The following is a 15,190-nucleotide window of genomic DNA, read 5'->3' on the forward strand; positions in this document are numbered from 1 at the left end:
GTTCAGTTTTCAAAGAGCATATCGTTCTTTTCTTTCGTCGTTAGCGCTTGTGGCGCCGACCTTTTAAACTATATCAGGTCTTCTTTTGAAAATCAAGGGTTATTTTTAGAAGTTTGAAGTTTTTTTCATTCTCTCTAAAATTCCCTTCAAAAGCGACAAGAGTTATCATACCAAGCCAGAAACAAAAACGCAAGCGTTATTACCTAGAATTTTATCCCAACCCCTGTTCATTCAGAACAGACAGGAGTTCACTCATAGAACAAATAACAATTTGCGGCATGAAAAGCTCCGGGAGCTCTAACAAGAAAGGATTCTTGCACTCCCTCTTCCACTTCTCCAAGCATAACAATCGCATTCTTTGATCATTTGCACGCATCTGCGGTTGGAGCCTCGCCAAGTCCTCTGGCAATTTTCGCTCTATTAGAATAGAGGTTACATGACTGCGGTTAGCAAGTTGAATGTCGTGATCCAAACGATCTCCCACATGAGCGATTACTTCTCCCGACAGCTTTTGCAAAATAGCTGGGTCAGGCTTGCCAGCACCGGCTCGTTCTGGCGTAACAATCTCATCAAAGTAATTCAGCAAGCCTAATGCCTCCATTACTGGTGCCTGAAACTTGTAAAACCCATTTGTGACCACTGCCAACGAAAAGCCCCGCTTCTTCATCTCATCGAACATCTGGAGAATTCCACCCTCGAGCAAATTAACCTTAGGTATTACAGAGTGTTTTCGAACCAGCGATTCAATTTCAATGGTTTTTTCTATACACAATGCATCGCATCTACTAAATAGGATATCATCCCAATCATACGCTTCTACATAGCGCTCTTGGGACATACGACGCTCATGTTCAGCTACCATTTCTGAAACAATGTCGTGCTCTCTCCCCAATTGACCGGCGATTACACGCGCAATCTCCGGAAATACCCACGCCCCAAACGGGTTTTGCATCAAGGTTCCATCCAGATCAAAGCTAATCCAGCGTTTGCTCATTTTATCGCCCCCAACGTAAGTCCTTCGATAAATTGCTTGGAAGCAAACAAGAAAGCAATAATCATCGGCAATGATGAAATAGTCAACTGGCAAAAAGCATATTCCACTCCGTGTCGTACTCCCCAAATAGTGTAAGCACGCCTAACGGAATGGTGCTCAATTCTTCACTCTTTACAAAGATCAGCGGGTAAAAGAAGTCATTCCACACTCCGATCAGATGGACAATCCCTACGGTTGCCAGCGCCGGTTTCATTAGTGGCAAAATGATTTTGAAGTAAACTTGAAAACCATTGCCCCCATCTAGCCTTGCTGACTGATCCAACAAGTTAACCTTTTCCCATACCTCTATGTAGTTATCCAAAGAAAAGGAGCTTGGCAGCCCTAGCGGGGAGGTGAGGATATCCAAATTGCTTTTAAGTGGCGATACGATCATCAGGAAAATCGGATAAAGCGCCAAAAAGGCAAAAAACAGGAGCACGATATACTTAGCAAACTGACCGATTCGCGCCGTCATGTTTTCCCTCCTACTATTCCTTGCGTTTGATGAAAAAGAGCAGGACAGACGTCGCACTCGATATCATCAGAAAAAGCACCACAGCCAGCGCCGAGCCAAGTCCGATCGATTCTCCCCCAGCCACAGAGCCAAAAGCAAGACGATAAAAATAAGTAGCGAGTACATCTGTTGAAAAATAAGGTCCTGCTTGAGAGCCTTGCATCACTATATTAACGTACAAAAAAAAGAGACAGACGATTTGTCTGCCTCTCTTCGAAGAAAACGGCGAGCCGCTTTCTTACATCATGCCCATACCGCCCATGCCACCCATATCTGGCATGCCCATAGGAGCTTTGTTTTCTTCTGGTTTGTCAGCAATTACTGCTTCAGTGGTCAGGAACATAGCCGCTACAGATGCAGCGTTGGACAGTGCGGAGCGAGTAACTTTCGCCGCGTCAACGATACCAGCTTCGAGCATGTTTACATACTCTTCAGTTGCAGCGTTGAAGCCGATGCCAACTGCTTCTTTTTTCAAACGCTCTACGATTACAGAACCTTCGAGTCCTGCGTTCGCAGCGATTTGACGAACTGGCTCTTCCAGGGAACGGAGTACGATTTGTACACCCACCGCTTCTTCGCCTTCTACTTTAACGCCTTCAACAGCTTTAATTGCATTGATCAGAGTAGTACCACCACCAGGAACGATACCTTCTTCTACTGCAGCGCGAGTAGAGTTGAGTGCGTCCTCGATGCGGAGCTTCTTCTCTTTCAATTCAGTTTCAGTAGCTGCACCCACTTTGATTACTGCTACGCCGCCAGCCAGTTTAGCCAGACGCTCTTGCAGTTTCTCACGATCGAAATCGGAAGTGGTGTCTTCAATTTGTTGACGGATTTGGGAAACGCGGCCCTCGATGGAAGCTTTGTCGCCAGCACCTTCAACAACTGTCGTGTTTTCTTTGGTAACCACGATTTTGCTTGCGCGGCCCAATTGCTCCAGCTTAGTGGATTTCAGATCCAGACCGAGTTCTTCTGTAATCACTTCGCCACCAGTAAGAGCAGCAAGGTCTTGCAGCATAGCTTTGCGGCGGTCGCCGAAGCCAGGAGCTTTAACCGCTACAGCTGTGAAGGTACCACGCAGTTTGTTCACTACGAGAGTAGCCAATGCTTCACCTTCAACATCTTCAGCGATGATCAGGAGTGGTTTGCCGCTTTGTACTACTTGCTCCAGTACAGGCAGAACTTCCTGGATGTTGGAGATTTTTTTGTCAGTGATCAGGATGTAAGGGTTGTTCAGAACCGCTTCCATCTTGTCAGTGTCAGTGATCATGTAAGGGGAAGCGTAGCCACGGTCAAATTGCATACCTTCTACTACTTCCAGCTCTGTTACGAATCCTTTGGATTCTTCAACAGTGATTACACCATCTTTGCCCACTTTTTCCATTGCTTCAGCGATCAGGTTTCCTACCTCTGGATCGTCAGCGGAAATAGCAGCTACTTGCGCGATAGAGGATTTGTTCTCAACCGGCTTCGCGATGGATTTGATTTCTTCTACAGCTGCACGAACTGCTTTTTCCATACCGCGACGGATAACCATCGGGTTAGCACCAGCAGTTACGTTTTTCAGACCTTCACGGATCATAGCTGCAGCAAGAACAGTTGCAGTCGTTGTACCGTCACCAGCGATGTCGTTGGTTTTAGTAGCAACTTCTTTAACCAGTTGCGCACCCATGTTTTCGTAAGCGTCTTCCAGCTCGATTTCTTTTGCGATTGTTACACCGTCGTTTGTAATCAACGGGGAACCGAATTTTTTCTCCAGAACTACGTTACGGCCTTTTGGACCGAGGGTTACTTTAACCGCATTTGCCAAAGTTTCAACACCGCGGAGCATGGAGCGGCGAGCGTCTTCAGAGAACTTGACTTGTTTTGCCATCTAAACTCAACCTCCTGTTATGTGTTTATTCGTTCGACTTCCTATGTTAAGAGCCTTAACCGATGATCGCGAGGATATCGGATTCGCGCAGCACGAGGTATTCCTTGTTGTCTACCTTTACTTCAGTACCAGCGTATTTGGAGAAGATTACTTTATCGCCTTCTTTTACTTCCAAAGCGATGCGCTCGCCGTTGTCAGCAACACGGCCAGAACCTACTGCGATTACGCGGCCTTCTTGCGGTTTTTCCTTTGCAGAATCAGGCAAAACGATACCGCTTGCAGTCGTTTCGTCTTTGGAGATAGCTTCGATTACCACACGGTCACCCAATGGCTTAAGCACTAAAAACACCCTCCTCAAAAAATGTAGGTAAACAAATTTACGTTGTTAGCACTCGACTGTTATGAGTGCTAACACCCAATTCCTATAATAATGAATCACTATGTACTTTGCAAGTAGTTTCCCTCACTTTTTTCCATATGCTACTGCTTGACTACTCTTCCTACTATCAAATTGCTTTCTCTAGCAAAAAGGTTCTAGTATTCGGACTCACTCATATAAATGAAACATAGAATCAAGCAAGCTCGCCAAGGAGGGAATTGTTCCATGCACAAATGGCTCTGGATTGGCTTAATTGCCCTGGGAGTCTTGGGAATCAGCCGTCTCTTCACTTCGGATACTACTTCTTTTATACGGGTCAATATGAACCCACCCTCCATCTATTGGGATGGCCGTGAAATCGTCGCAAGAGAAAAGCCCGGGTACTACACGGATGAAGGCAAAGAGATACCAGCTTCCTTAGAATATGAAGGGACGCTTTATGTTCCTCTGTCCATGATCAGTCGCCACTTGAATAAGCCTATCGGTTGGGATGAAACTTCCCAAACCGCTTGGGTCGGTCAACCTCCTGTATTCTCCATCAGTCAGCCTGAAAAACAGACGGCACCTGATGCAGTCCCTGCCTCTCTGCCACTTCCCCAAAAGCCTGCAACGAACAAACTACCTGCAGCACCCATTCGAGAAGAGAAGTCTAGCACGATTTTTGACATAGGTCTCGGCATGTCTTCTGGGGAGGTACGCAAGCTACTAGGCGAGCCTGCCCGCAAAGAGCCAAGCAGTCTCGGCTATCAATGGTGGGTGTACAATCGTGAGCCTGCCCGCTACATTCAAGTCGGCATCGCAAATGACAAAGTCGTCGATGTGTACTCGCTCGCTCCGACAGCAAAGCTCGGAGCCATCGGAGTCGGCACCAGCCAGCAATCACTAGAGCGTCAGGTTGATGTACAAAATATTGTTTCTTTCTCTTTTCAGGGGGCACAAATCCAGATTACCAATCAAAAGCAACAACGCCCTCTCGTCATGAAAGACGGCATCCCCTTCATTTATTACTTGGACAAGCAGAATGCCAACAAGGTCACCGCAGTACGTATGATGGATACGCAAATGCTGTTACGCGGCAGTTTTTACGAAACGAAATGGACCTATCAAGGTCAGGCACCCAATTTTGATCCCCCGCCGCTTCGAGTCGGTGAAAGAGAGCAGGTCAATATTGCATCTGAGCGGCAACTCCTCGATCTGGTCAATGTCTCCCGCTATCGGTACAAGCTTCCGCCCCTTCAATGGAACGAAATAGCTGCCGATGTGGCGCGCAAACACAGCATAGACATGGAGGGGAACAATTTCTTCGATCACATCTCTGCCACTACCGGGAGTAATCCATTTGACCGCATGAAAAGCGCCTCACTCGCTTACAGCATGGCCGGAGAGAATATTGCAGCAGGCTACACAGATGCCATCGAAGTCCATGAAGGCTGGATGAATAGTCCAGGCCATCGCAAAAACGTACTCGAAAAAGGCTTCACCCAGTTAGGCGTGGGCGTATATACAGACTACTTCACCCAAACCTTCCTCACTCCCATGAAATAATCGAAAGCCCGGTTTCGTCGCTTTTTATGGACGACCGGGCTTGTTTTTGCAAGAAGAAGTGCCTCTTTACGGCAATTTCACCTGTTCCCTCAGGTGATCAACCTTTTCGGTAAACTCCACAACGACCGTCTCAAATTCTTTCGTATGCAGAATCAGCCACGGACGACGCTCCCCTTTTTTCGGCATGATGACGAACATCTCTGCAATCATCGCATCGAGATTAGTGGATTTTAGCTTCATTGGCTTTGGAGGGACAAGCGGAATTTTCACGATCATGGCGGAATCCAACGATGGATTAAACTCCAAGACTCGCCCACTCACACTCTGCAAAATCTGCTGGGCTTCCTCCTGAAATCCAGCTGTATTTTCAAAGCTAGCCACAACGCGCTGCTTGTCCGTATCAAATAATTCGATGGGCTCCCCCAGCCCGGCGGCGTTTGCCGTACTCCCAGAAAAGAGCAACGCCAAACATACGATCAGCCACATATTCAGCACCTCCCGAATCATAACGTCCGTAGTATTTCCCATTTTTTGTTGGAATACAAAAAAGTCCTCTGCCACTCGGGACAGAAGACTTTTCTCATGCTCGTTATTGAACGGGTTCGTTTGTTTCCATACTGCCGTATTCTTGTTCCCACGCTTCTTGTTCTTTCAATTGCTTGCGATACACAACTCGGGATAGCCAAATGCTCAGCTCGTACAATAGCAGCAAAGGGATGATCACGAGAATATCACTGACAATCTCAGGAGGCGTCAAGGTAATCCCGATGACAGCCAGTGCAAAGTAGGCGTAGCGCCGTGCCTTTGCCAGCCTCATTGGATTGAGGATGCGCAGTCTCGTCAGGAACATGACGATAATCGGCAGCTGGAACAGTATCCCGAACGGAATGACCATATTAAACATGAAGCCAAAGTATTGCGCGATTCCGTAGTTCGGGTCTGCGCCCATCGATGCTGTAATACTGGTCATAAACTGCATGACCATCGGGAAAACGACGTAGTAGCCAAACAGGATACCAACGATAAACAGAAAACAAGCCGCCGGGATGAAGTAAAGCGTCCCGCGCTTTTCCTGTACTTCCATCCCTGGCGAAACAAAACGCCAAACGTGATAAAGTGCTACAGGCAGTGTGATGACAGCGCCCACCAGGAAGGCAACCTGCATGTAAACACGAAGTGCGTCTGACGGATGCAACGAGACAATGGGCACGCCATCCGCAATCGGTTCTTGCTTTAAATAATCCACGAGTGGACCGGCGAGGAAAAAACCGACGATCAATGCGACAATAAACACGGCCAGCACCCATATGATGCGTTTGCGCAGTTCCGTCAGGTGTTCTACCACTGTCATTTCCTGATCCTTCATGGTAACCACCAACCTTACCTGTTACGCGTTCTTCTGTTCTTTTTCCATTTGCAGGCGCTCTAGCTCCAGCTTTTCGCGGATTTCTTTTTCCAAGCGCTCGCGTTCCATCTTTTCACGAACTTCGCGTTCAATTCGCTCCCGCTCCGCTGCATCCTTTTCAGCGACAACCGGCGTTGTTTTGGCAGACGCTTCTTTGGAGGCTAGCTCCTTGCGCTTTTTCTCCTCATCGTCGTCTTCATCGTCACTTGTCAGACTACGCGTAGCATTTTTGAATTCTTTCAAAGTATGACCTACCGCACGCCCCAATTCTGGAAGCTTTTTCGGACCAAAAAGCACCAAGGCTAAAACTAAAATTAAGATTAATCCAGGAATCCCAATTGAGCTCATACGTGTTCACTCCTTTTTCTTGTGAAGTCGTTTGCTTTTCGTTATTTGCCAGTCTAACCAGCTAGCACTTTCGTAAACCACCATATCCGAGTCTTGTCATATCGGATGCCATGATTCGCTCCCCTACCAAAATGCGCGGCAAAAATACATCGAAGGAAGTAAACGTTTCATGCATAACGGCTCCCGGCAGTCCGAGAATCGGTACATCGCCTTTGTAGGCAACCATCAGCATGGAGCCCGGCAGCATCGGCGTACCGTAGCGCACTACTTCCGCTCCTACTCCTGCAATCGCTCCTGGTGTACGGTCATCCGGATCGACAGACATGCCCCCCGTGACCAAGATCAGATCGACCCCTTCATCGAGGAACGAGTGAATCTGCTGTTCGATCGCTTCCTTGTCATCTGGCGCAAAACGCTGGTCTACGACAGTAGAGCCGAGAGCTTCCACCTTGTTTCGAATCACAGGACCGAACTTGTCTGCAATTCTGCCAGAGAAAACTTCTCCCCCTGTCGTAACAAGTCCCACTCTTTTATCCTGAAATGTTTTTACTTGTACAATCGGTTCATCAAACTGCTTGGCCAACTGCTCCAGCTCGATGATTCGAGACTCTTCCATAATTAACGGGATGATTCTCGTAGCTGCCAATGTATGTCCCGGATGCACGACCTGATCGCCGTAAATCGTGGAGAACGCAATTCCTTCGAGCTTGTTCAACGCGTGGACAGCTTCCTCGTTGATTTTGGCTAAACCTGTTCTCGCAGCCTTCATCGATACCTTGCCCTCATAAGGAGGCGTCAAGGTCAAGCCTAGTCCGGAAACAGCCTTCGCGATACGAATGCCGGCTTCTTCCTCATGGATGTAGCCTTCAGGCATCTCCAGCACGTAAATATGCTCTTTGCCAATGGACAACAGCGGCTCAATATCCGCCTCGGTGACAACATGTCCTTTTTTAAACAAGCGCCCTTTGAATTCTCCAGGCAAAATTTGTGTCATATCGTGAGGAAGCATCATTCCGATCGCTTCACGCACTGGCACTTCCCGCATCTGAGGTTTTTCTACCAATGCAATCCTCCCCAATCTTCGTTTGCTTCTCCCGTCCCTTGCAAAATGTGCAAAGCGTCGGACAGCATATCGCCAATCGCATTGAAACAGATTTCTACGCCTCTCGGATTACCAGGGAGGTTGATAATCAAAGAATTACCCCTGGTTCCTGCAACTGCTCGAGTCAGCATCGCCCGGCGGGATTGCTTCAAACCAGCACGGCGCATTTCTTCAGCCAAGCCTGGAACTGGTCTGTCAATGACCCACGCGGTCACTTCTGGCGTAACGTCACGCGGGCTAAGCCCCGTGCCCCCCGTTACAATCAACAGATCGCATTTTTCGCGGTCTACGAGCTCAATCATATGTTCTTGCAAATCTTCCATATCATCACTAACGGCACGGTATACAGCTACATCTACATGAAGCCATTCCCTTGTCAGATGACGAACGATTGGCATACGATCGTCCACACGATCTCCTCTGGCAATCGAATCACTTGCAGAAATAACGCCTACCTTCCATTTGCTCACGATACATTCCTCCGGTTTCTCATTCGATAGTATTGTACACTTTTCTGTCAAAAACGTCTCGTCGTTTTTCCTTGTCGGATAGCGCCATTCGCCACAGTAGAAGGCATGAAAAAGCTACTGACACAAAACATTCAAAAATGCAGAAGACCTTTTTCGGTTACCACTGCATCTAGCAAAACATCATGAGACTCTAGGGGCACATGCTCCACAAGCTGAATGGAAAAGCCGACTCCAATCAAGAACGGGAGCTTTTTCAGCGTTGCCAGAAAGCGGTCATAATAACCACCGCCATACCCCATTCGCCCGCCCTTGCTGTCAAAAGCAACGCCGGGAACAATGATCGCATCCAAGTCCGATACGTCCGCTTCCTCTGCCAGGGCAGGGTCTGGCTCCCAAATCCCGTAGACTCCTTGCTTCAGCATGTGCGGTCCTGTATACCGATAAGGGACGAGACGTCTCTCGGCAACGTTTGTGAGCGGCAGCCATATGTCTTGGCCTCGCTTTTTTGCCTCATGTATAAAGGGCAGGATATCCAGTTCATCGCCAAAAGGATGGAAAGCCATGATTGCTTTGGCATCAGCCAGCCTTTCATGAGACAGCAAATGATCGCATACTTCTCTGGAAAGCTGCTCCCGTTCCTTTGCAGACATGGACTTGCGTATCTCCAAAATATGGCTTCGCAGCTGTTTTTTATTCGTTTTTTGGTCCATGACAACCTATTCCCTCTTTCGTAACGTGCTCAGGACATTCCCACGAGGCTTGTCCCATGCGCTCTCTCTAGGCTACACTGGCATTAGTATATAAAGAGGTGAATCCGATGATTTTGCTACAAGCTGAACATATAGAAAAAACATATGGTATCGAAACCATTCTACAAGACATCTCCCTGCAAATTCAAACTGGGGAACGGGTTGGTCTGGTTGGCGTAAACGGTGCAGGCAAATCGACTCTGATGAAGATCCTCGCCGGCGAGCTAAGCTACGACAAAGGAATTATCCGCATTCCAAAGGATGTCACGCTTGGGTATTTGGCTCAAAACAGCGGCCTTGAATCGGAACGATCAATTTGGGATGAGTTGCTCTCCGTATTTTCCCATCTGCAAAAAGAAGAGCTGGAGCTGCGTGAGCTCGAGGCCAAAATGGGCGATCCGGCTATTCTCGCTGATGAGAAGCGTTACCAGCAACTGTTGGAAAATTACTCTCACCGCTCGGAAGCCTTTAAAGAAAAAGGCGGCTACAGCTACGAGGGTGCGATTCGCGGGGTTTTGCACGGCCTGCGCTTTGCGGACTTCGATTACCAGACTCCGATCGGCACATTGAGCGGCGGACAAAAGACTCGTCTGGCATTAGCCAAGCTACTGCTCCAATCTCCTACCATTCTTCTACTCGATGAGCCGACGAACTACCTGGATATCGAGACACTGACCTGGCTGGAGATGTATTTGCAAAACTATCAGGGCGCCATTCTCGTTGTCTCCCATGACCGTTACTTCTTGGACAAGCTCGTGACTGTTGTATATGAAATCGAACGGACACGCGCTACCCGTTATGTCGGTAACTACAGTCGCTTCCTTGACGAAAAGGCAGCTCGGCTCGAACAGGATTTGAAGCGATTCGAAAAACAGCAAGAAGAGATCGCCAAGCTGGAGGATTTCATCGCACGAAACATCGCTCGGGCTACGACGACCAAACGAGCGCAGAGCCGACGCAAGACGTTGGAAAAGATAGACCGCTTGGACAAGCCGATCATGAACAACAAATCCGTCCACTTCTCCTTTGATGTGGCCAAAATGAGTGGCACCATCGTAATGAAAGCAAACAACGTCGCGATTGGCTACCCGGATGCTGTCCTTTCTCAGGGCCTTACGTTTGAAATCGAGCGTGAGGAGCGGGTCGCATTGGTCGGTCCCAATGGTATCGGGAAATCGACGCTATTAAAAACGATTGTGGAACAGTTGCCTAAGCTGCGCGGCGATATTCATTTCGGAAGCAATGTAACGATTGGGTACTACGACCAGGAGCATCGCAACCTGAACGAACGGAATACAGTGCTCGGCGAAATTTGGGATGAGTACCCGAACATGCTGGAAAAGGACGTCCGCACCTTGCTCGGCAACTTCTTGTTTAGCGGTGATGATGTACAAAAGAAGATCAGCGACCTGTCTGGAGGAGAGCGTGCACGCGTCTCCTTGGCAAAGCTCATGCTAAAGCAAGCGAACTTCCTGATCTTCGACGAGCCGACGAACCACTTGGATATTTTCAGCAAGGAAGTGCTGGAGAACGCCCTCTACGATTATCCGGGTACGATCCTGTTCGTCTCCCATGACCGTTACTTCTTAAACAAGATTGCCACCCGCGTATTAGAGCTGACAGGTGATGGCGTAACCAGCTATTTGGGTAACTATGATTACTTCGTGGAGAAAAAGCAGGAACTGGAAGAGCTCGCAGCCGAACAAGCAGCGCAGCCCGCAAAAAAACAAGGCGGTACCGTAGCGGCACAGCCTGAGAAATCCTCTTATGAGCTCGATAAGGAAGCGAAACGTCGCGAACGTCAACGCCAGCGCCGTTTGGAAGAGATCGAGGTCACGATCCAAAAACGAGAGGCTGACATTGGCAAATGGGAAGAAGAGCTGTGTCTCCCAGAAATTTATAGCGATCATGTGCAGGCAAAAGAGCGTAATGATCAAATCCATGCTGCCAAAGAAGAACTGGAGCAGTTGTATGGCGAGTGGAGCGCGCTATCAGAAGAATAGCTCGTCTTCACGTAGAACAGCGCTCCTGCGCAGGCTCCTCCAGGGCGGCATAGAGAGCAGGAACCACCAGAAATGAAATACAGGTGGCTGCTGTGACAATGCCCGAGTCATTGAGGATTAGCCCAGCCAACGCCCCGACAATGACACCAGCAAAGCCTTTGACCAGGTAAGGCGTGTCTTTCGCCAAATGGTGCAAAAAGCGGTCGTTTTTCAAAGTGAGAACACCTAGAGCAATCAGGGAGACCACAAATGCTTTGCTCCAAATGGAAACGCGAATTAAACGGAGGTTCATCGCCAGCTTGCGTTCAATCATTTGCCCTACCTCTGACCATTCACCATGTACAATCTGCTGAGAAATCCGTCCGACATGGGTCACGGGCTGATCTGACATGAGACTGATCGCCATCAAACTGCATACACCTATAACTAGGCCGCCTGCCAACAGCAGGAGGCCTTTTTTGCCGATTCGCCAGCCCTCAAGTCGTGACAATGCCACGGAAAATCCGATCAGCCCTGCAAGAAATCCGCCTGCGTCCGTTCCCAGATTTGGCGCCACCATGTAGTACAGCACAACACTATATATGGCTGCGGAGATAGCAGGTAACCATTTCTTTTCCCGACTTAGCTCTTTTTGTCCCCCACGCATTCTCTCGTACAGCGAAGCCACAAGCATGATCGTGCTGCCGATCAGGACCCCTTCGTATTCATTTCCTAGCCCGTAAAACCTTGCCCCGATTACCGGATCATACCCGAGGTACGATTGCCGCATCAGATGAGCGCCAGTCCATCCGTCCACCAGCAGAATGGCTGTCATCACTCCGCTAACCGTCATCACAATTCGCGGGAGCGCATGGGCTTCCTGCCAAAAAGCCGCGATCAAGGCAGTCATGATAAGTCCCCCCAAGACAACCGCACCAGAAACCTGCCAGTCGAGCAGGCTCTCTAGCAAAAGCAATGCGGGAAACCACAATAAAGCCAGCAGCGCCAGACGTATTCCTCTACGAAGCCGCAAAAGACCTGCCCCTTCTCTCTTCCGCCTAAACCACCAGAGAACGACCGCACACCCTACAATGACAATTTGCAGCATGACGTAGGTATAGAGCACTGCTGGTCGTGTCGCATACGTATGATGGATCTCGCCTACCTGATTCTGAAGAGCAGTGAGGCCATTCCCTTTTTCGATACGTATGGCATGACCCGCCACCCCTTTTGGTACGGGTACATCCAGCCAAGACAGAACGGTTGGTACCACATCCAGTCCGCTGACTAATCCCGACTGCCTCGTGGTAGCTGATGTCAAAACTCCACTCGCATTCTCTCCCCAAATGAACAATGGAGTTAAGAGAGCCTTTTCTTTTGTCGCCACATGATTGACGGCTGGCGATGCCAATACAATGCGTTCGTGTGGTTTACGTTGCTCCAGGAGCTGGTTAAGGAAAATGGACAAGTCACGTAAAACACGCTGATATTGCCGGGTAAACTGACCTGGATCCATATCCGCACTCAACTGGTATAACCGGGATAAATCTGCGAGTTGAGCAATGATCAAGCCCGCTCGACGCTCGCTGTGGATTTTCTCAAGCAGGTAAGCGTAGTTTGTCTTGATCCCGTACGGATAGCCACGAAGGTGCTCCATGCTTTTTGTAGAAACATCCCCTATCGGAACCCTTCCTTGCTGATCCATCGCAAACAGAACGGCATGTCTCTGTCGGGTATCCTCATAGTCACCGTTTCCATATAAAGCGACTTGAATGTTGTTTGAAGCAAGCACCGTCCCAAGAAGTCCGATTTGCGCAGAATACGGTTTCTCCCGATTATCTGCCAAGAGCCGGAAGATACCCGGAAAAACGATCGAGGAGCGCGCCATCTCCTGCGCCTGATCATTACCCAGCTCATGTGCCCGTTCACCGGCTGTTTCCCTGGATGAGAGTGCTTCAAACGGATGATAGCCTGTCCCGCTCTTTTCAGAGTAAAGCACCTGACCACCGCTCCCCATGAGCAGGTAGCCGTTTGCGGCCGTGCGCGATCCAGGTGTTCTTATGGACAGAGCCCCAGCTCCTGCATCATCCAACCATTTATCCACAGTAGATAACTTTTTGAGTTGCTCCAGATCATGAAACGACATCCCCTCCACAAACAGCATGATGACTTGTTGTTTTTCCTTTGCTATCAATGTATTTCCGATATTTGTAGGTAGAAACAATATCAGGAATAACAAACAAATCAGCGCGAGTTTCTTTCTCACGAGTCTCCCTCCTGTTGATAACCCAACTTTTTTATCCACATTTTCCACAGAACAATCCACAGAGTATATACGGTTTTCCCGGTCATTTTCTCGTGTTATCACCAGTATTCACAGGAGTATATGTGAACAATCCAGAAAGTTATCCTACGTTGTGGATAAATCATATAGAGATGGACGGAAAACAACTGAACCTTTTTGCCTCTGTAAGCGAATATAGGGTTGAATACGTTCTGGAGGGCCCCCATGAATGATAAAGAGTTACTACCTTGGCTGGAAAAAATGCTGACTGGAGACGAGGCTGCTTTTCGCTTCGTTTACCAGACTACGCACACCGATGTTCATCGTACGATCGCTTTTCTCATCTACAACAAACAAGACATCGAAGACATCACGAACGAGACCTACATTCGTATGTGGCGTTCTTTTCATACCTATGACCGGAGTCGGCCGTTTCGATTTTGGCTTCACGGGATCACCGTTCGTCAGGTGCAGGACTGGAAAAGGAAGGCTTGGCGAAGAATACGGCTCTTTGAACGAAACCGCCTCATGCACGATGAGCAATTTGATTGGACAGATTCCGAAGTGATGAAATCAGAGACACAGCTCGAATTACTCGGAGTGGTTCGTACGCTATCGTACAAGTTACGCGTAGTAGTCATTCTTCGCTATTTTCACGATTATGCTCTGGATGAAATCGCCGAGTTGCTGCAAATCCCGCTGGGAACCGTGAAATCCAGGCATCATTTGGCACTAAAGGCACTACGCAAGCATTGTGAATTAACGGGAGGAGACTCTTCTTATGTCCATAGACAAACAACTACGCGATGAGCTTCTTCAACATGCTGAATCGTTAAAAACCCCACCCGAGATCGAGAGTCGTGTGTACCTCTCCTATCAAGACTATATGAAGCAAAAGAAAGGGAGATTTTTGATGAAAAAACGATTGTTAAGTGGAATCGTAGCAGTGGCTATCCTAATTCCAACGGCAGCCTTAGCTACACCTTATTTGGCTGATCAAATCTTCGGGTCATCGAAAACTATCATCGACCGTGGTGGTACACAGGAGGATTATCAGGAGATTGAGAAATTGTTTCAGGAAGCGAAAAGTAAGCTGACGGAAGAAGAGTACGCGGAGTTTTCGACAGTCATGAAACAACTCATGGATTTAAAAATAAAGATTACGGATCAGAACGGGGTTATGCATGAAGATCAATTGACTGCTGAGGAACGGAAGCAGTTTGAAGAGATACTCCCCCAAAAAGTCGCACCCTATTTCGAGAAGATACGTGGCGGTAAAGGGAAATAGAAAGAAGAGGGACTATCCATCTTGGATGGTCCCTCTTGTATTTTTTCTTGTTTTTGTATGTTGAAAAAGCTACGTAGGAAGAAGCGCATTTCCAGTCAAAGCGCCTCTGGAGCCCGTCCCAGCTCCGGATTGAATGTCGGGGAATTTCAGCTTCACTCATGAACTACCTCATCGAAACTTCTACGTTTGAAGCGCTCCCGACATTCAGTTATGATCCCCTT

16 protein-coding genes are annotated in these 15,190 nt (G+C 48.3%); 4 read left to right on the forward strand and 12 right to left on the reverse strand.

Features of this window, described 5'->3' with window-relative positions:
• Window positions 1-211: 211 nt before the first annotated feature.
• The 5 genes from C7R93_RS28665 to groES all read right to left on the reverse strand — a co-directional run bounded on the left by C7R93_RS28665 (window position 212) and on the right by groES (window position 3,757).
• Window positions 212-994 carry an HAD family hydrolase gene (locus C7R93_RS28665; protein WP_106841979.1) on the reverse strand — a complete coding sequence of 261 codons (783 nt, stop codon included), beginning with the start codon at window positions 992-994 and terminating at the stop codon, window positions 212-214.
• A gap of 82 nt (window positions 995-1,076) precedes the next feature.
• Window positions 1,077-1,508: an ABC transporter permease family protein gene (locus C7R93_RS28670; protein WP_341866955.1), complete on the reverse strand. Its 432-nt coding sequence runs from the start codon at window positions 1,506-1,508 to the stop codon at window positions 1,077-1,079.
• A gap of 13 nt (window positions 1,509-1,521) precedes the next feature.
• Window positions 1,522-1,710, reverse strand: a complete 189-nt coding sequence (locus C7R93_RS28675; protein ID WP_208637862.1) for a sugar ABC transporter permease — start codon at window positions 1,708-1,710, stop codon at window positions 1,522-1,524.
• Between the two features lie 75 nt (window positions 1,711-1,785).
• Window positions 1,786-3,417, reverse strand: a complete 1,632-nt coding sequence (gene groL / locus C7R93_RS28680; RefSeq protein WP_106841980.1) for a chaperonin GroEL — start codon at window positions 3,415-3,417, stop codon at window positions 1,786-1,788.
• Window positions 3,418-3,472: 55 nt separating this feature from the next.
• Window positions 3,473-3,757: a co-chaperone GroES gene (gene groES, locus C7R93_RS28685; protein ID WP_007721023.1), complete on the reverse strand. Its 285-nt coding sequence runs from the start codon at window positions 3,755-3,757 to the stop codon at window positions 3,473-3,475.
• Between the two features lie 264 nt (window positions 3,758-4,021).
• Here groES and C7R93_RS28690 point away from each other — a divergent pair, with 264 nt between their 5' ends.
• Complete coding sequence (locus C7R93_RS28690; RefSeq protein WP_106841981.1) at window positions 4,022-5,341, forward strand: CAP domain-containing protein; 1,320 nt, start codon at window positions 4,022-4,024, stop codon at window positions 5,339-5,341.
• A 66-nt stretch (window positions 5,342-5,407) separates the two neighbouring features.
• Here C7R93_RS28690 and C7R93_RS28695 read toward each other — a convergent pair whose 3' ends face one another.
• The 6 genes from C7R93_RS28695 to C7R93_RS28720 form a co-directional block, all read right to left on the reverse strand.
• On the reverse strand, window positions 5,408-5,827 hold the full coding sequence (locus C7R93_RS28695; RefSeq protein ID WP_106841982.1) for a hypothetical protein: 420 nt from the start codon (window positions 5,825-5,827) through the stop codon (window positions 5,408-5,410).
• A 103-nt stretch (window positions 5,828-5,930) separates the two neighbouring features.
• A complete protein-coding gene (tatC, locus tag C7R93_RS28700; protein WP_106841983.1) occupies window positions 5,931-6,707 on the reverse strand; it encodes a twin-arginine translocase subunit TatC in 777 nt (258 codons plus the stop codon).
• 21 nt (window positions 6,708-6,728) lie between these two features.
• Window positions 6,729-7,094 (reverse strand): twin-arginine translocase TatA/TatE family subunit, encoded by a 366-nt coding sequence (gene tatA / locus C7R93_RS28705; protein WP_106841984.1) that lies wholly within the window; start codon window positions 7,092-7,094, stop codon window positions 6,729-6,731.
• Between the two features lie 61 nt (window positions 7,095-7,155).
• Window positions 7,156-8,157 (reverse strand): molybdopterin-binding protein, encoded by a 1,002-nt coding sequence (locus C7R93_RS28710; protein ID WP_106841985.1) that lies wholly within the window; start codon window positions 8,155-8,157, stop codon window positions 7,156-7,158.
• On the reverse strand, window positions 8,151-8,666 hold the full coding sequence (locus C7R93_RS28715; RefSeq protein ID WP_106841986.1) for a MogA/MoaB family molybdenum cofactor biosynthesis protein: 516 nt from the start codon (window positions 8,664-8,666) through the stop codon (window positions 8,151-8,153). The genes C7R93_RS28710 and C7R93_RS28715 overlap by 7 nt, the downstream gene beginning before the upstream one ends.
• Window positions 8,667-8,797: 131 nt before the next feature.
• On the reverse strand, window positions 8,798-9,376 hold the full coding sequence (locus C7R93_RS28720; protein ID WP_106841987.1) for a 5-formyltetrahydrofolate cyclo-ligase: 579 nt from the start codon (window positions 9,374-9,376) through the stop codon (window positions 8,798-8,800).
• A 107-nt stretch (window positions 9,377-9,483) separates the two neighbouring features.
• On the opposite strand from C7R93_RS28720, the gene C7R93_RS28725 reads away from it, so the two are divergent.
• Window positions 9,484-11,418: an ABC-F family ATP-binding cassette domain-containing protein gene (locus C7R93_RS28725; protein ID WP_106841988.1), complete on the forward strand. Its 1,935-nt coding sequence runs from the start codon at window positions 9,484-9,486 to the stop codon at window positions 11,416-11,418.
• A gap of 7 nt (window positions 11,419-11,425) precedes the next feature.
• Here the strand turns inward: C7R93_RS28725 and C7R93_RS28730 are convergent, their stop codons facing one another.
• Complete coding sequence (locus C7R93_RS28730) at window positions 11,426-13,663, reverse strand: hypothetical protein (protein ID WP_106841989.1); 2,238 nt, start codon at window positions 13,661-13,663, stop codon at window positions 11,426-11,428.
• Between the two features lie 243 nt (window positions 13,664-13,906).
• Between C7R93_RS28730 and C7R93_RS28735 the strand changes: the two genes are divergently transcribed.
• Window positions 13,907-14,491, forward strand: coding sequence for a sigma-70 family RNA polymerase sigma factor (locus C7R93_RS28735; protein ID WP_106841990.1), 585 nt, complete (start codon window positions 13,907-13,909; stop codon window positions 14,489-14,491).
• Window positions 14,463-14,969: a DUF3600 domain-containing protein gene (locus C7R93_RS28740; RefSeq protein ID WP_106841991.1), complete on the forward strand. Its 507-nt coding sequence runs from the start codon at window positions 14,463-14,465 to the stop codon at window positions 14,967-14,969. The genes C7R93_RS28735 and C7R93_RS28740 overlap by 29 nt, the downstream gene beginning before the upstream one ends.
• The last annotated feature ends 221 nt before the right edge of the window (window positions 14,970-15,190 follow it).

Origin of the sequence: Brevibacillus fortis (assembly GCF_003013395.1) — a bacterium.
GTDB classification, from domain to species: Bacteria; Bacillota; Bacilli; order Brevibacillales; family Brevibacillaceae; genus Brevibacillus; species Brevibacillus fortis.

Excerpts from the sequence above, each read along its gene's own strand:
- C7R93_RS28665 (WP_106841979.1), bottom strand. The coding sequence starts at position 994 with ATGAGCAAACGCTGGATTAGCTTTGATCTGGATGGAACCTTGATGCAA.
- C7R93_RS28670 (WP_341866955.1), bottom strand. The coding sequence starts at position 1,508 with ATGACGGCGCGAATCGGTCAGTTTGCTAAGTATATCGTGCTCCTGTTT.
- C7R93_RS28675 (WP_208637862.1), bottom strand. The coding sequence starts at position 1,710 with ATGCAAGGCTCTCAAGCAGGACCTTATTTTTCAACAGATGTACTCGCT.
- groL (WP_106841980.1), bottom strand. The coding sequence starts at position 3,417 with ATGGCAAAACAAGTCAAGTTCTCTGAAGACGCTCGCCGCTCCATGCTC.
- C7R93_RS28690 (WP_106841981.1), top strand. The coding sequence starts at position 4,022 with ATGCACAAATGGCTCTGGATTGGCTTAATTGCCCTGGGAGTCTTGGGA.
- C7R93_RS28695 (WP_106841982.1), bottom strand. The coding sequence starts at position 5,827 with ATGTGGCTGATCGTATGTTTGGCGTTGCTCTTTTCTGGGAGTACGGCA.
- tatC (WP_106841983.1), bottom strand. The coding sequence starts at position 6,707 with ATGAAGGATCAGGAAATGACAGTGGTAGAACACCTGACGGAACTGCGC.
- tatA (WP_106841984.1), bottom strand. The coding sequence starts at position 7,094 with ATGAGCTCAATTGGGATTCCTGGATTAATCTTAATTTTAGTTTTAGCC.
- C7R93_RS28720 (WP_106841987.1), bottom strand. The coding sequence starts at position 9,376 with ATGGACCAAAAAACGAATAAAAAACAGCTGCGAAGCCATATTTTGGAG.
- C7R93_RS28725 (WP_106841988.1), top strand. The coding sequence starts at position 9,484 with ATGATTTTGCTACAAGCTGAACATATAGAAAAAACATATGGTATCGAA.
- C7R93_RS28735 (WP_106841990.1), top strand. The coding sequence starts at position 13,907 with ATGAATGATAAAGAGTTACTACCTTGGCTGGAAAAAATGCTGACTGGA.
- C7R93_RS28740 (WP_106841991.1), top strand. The coding sequence starts at position 14,463 with ATGTCCATAGACAAACAACTACGCGATGAGCTTCTTCAACATGCTGAA.